Source organism: Streptomyces sp. Isolate_45 (assembly GCF_024721315.2).
In the GTDB taxonomy this organism is placed as follows: Bacteria; Actinomycetota; Actinomycetes; order Streptomycetales; family Streptomycetaceae; genus Streptomyces.
The window spans coordinates 1-885 of the sequence record NZ_JANFAK020000378.1 but is presented as its reverse complement, the minus strand read 5'-3'; the positions used below and the strand labels follow the sequence as shown (position 1 = coordinate 885).

The window sequence follows — 885 nt, the reverse complement described above, 5'->3', positions numbered from 1 at the left end:
GCTCCCGCCCGGCGCGGGCTCCGGCGACGACGGCCCGCACGGGGTGGCGGACCGGCGCGCGCGGATGGCCGCGGCCCTCGGGGTGGGCCCCGCCGCGCCGTTGCCGGAGGTGGCACGCCGGCTGGCGCTCGCGCTGCTGGGCGATCCGGAGCGGGCGTACGGGGAGGACGTGCGCGACGGACTGGCCGAACTACCGGCCCTCCGGATCCTGGTGCTCGACCGGCTCGACGCCCTGTCCGCGGGCGACCCCGCCGCCGGGGTCCGGCTGTTCGAACACACCGGGATGCGGCTGGGCGCGGCGGAGGCGGTACCGCACCTGCGGATGTGCGCGCGGGCCACGGAGGTGGCGTGGGCGCAGGCGGACCGGGTCGTCGCACTGGACACCCTCCTCGGGGACTGCGGGGTCTCCCTCTACGCCGAGCCGCTGGTGCTGCGGACCGGGATGCGGCTGGTGTGGGGCGCGGAGCCGCTCCCCGCGGACGAGGCCCGGCTGGTGCTGGCGACGACGGGTGCGCCGGTGCACCGCGACGCCGGTACCTGGGACCTGCTCGCCCTGGCGGCGGCGCGGGCCCCGGCCGGGGACCCGGCGGCGTCGGACCTGGCACGTGAGGTGTTGGGCCACTTCGCGGCGGAACTCCCCGAGCGGCTGCGGCGGGAACTCCTGCTGGTGGAGACGGCCCCCGGGTCGGACGACGCGCGGGACGCGGCGCGCGGGACCGCGCGCGCGGACGACCGTCCGGCCGCCCGGACGGCGGCGGGGACCCGGGCCGGGAGCGGCGGGGGGGGGGGGGGGGGGGGGGGGGGGGGGGGGGGGGGGGGGGGGGGGGGGGGGCGGGGGCGGGGCGTCGTGGTGGTGGTGGTGGGTGGTTTGTGTGTTTTTTTTTC

The 885-nt window shown here is 80.2% G+C and carries 1 protein-coding gene; it reads left to right on the top strand.

Going from position 1 to position 885, the window contains the following annotated elements:
* The coding region (locus tag NOD94_RS41175) for a GTPase-associated protein 1-related protein (protein ID WP_281211361.1) at positions 1–885 on the top strand (885 nt) is incomplete at both ends.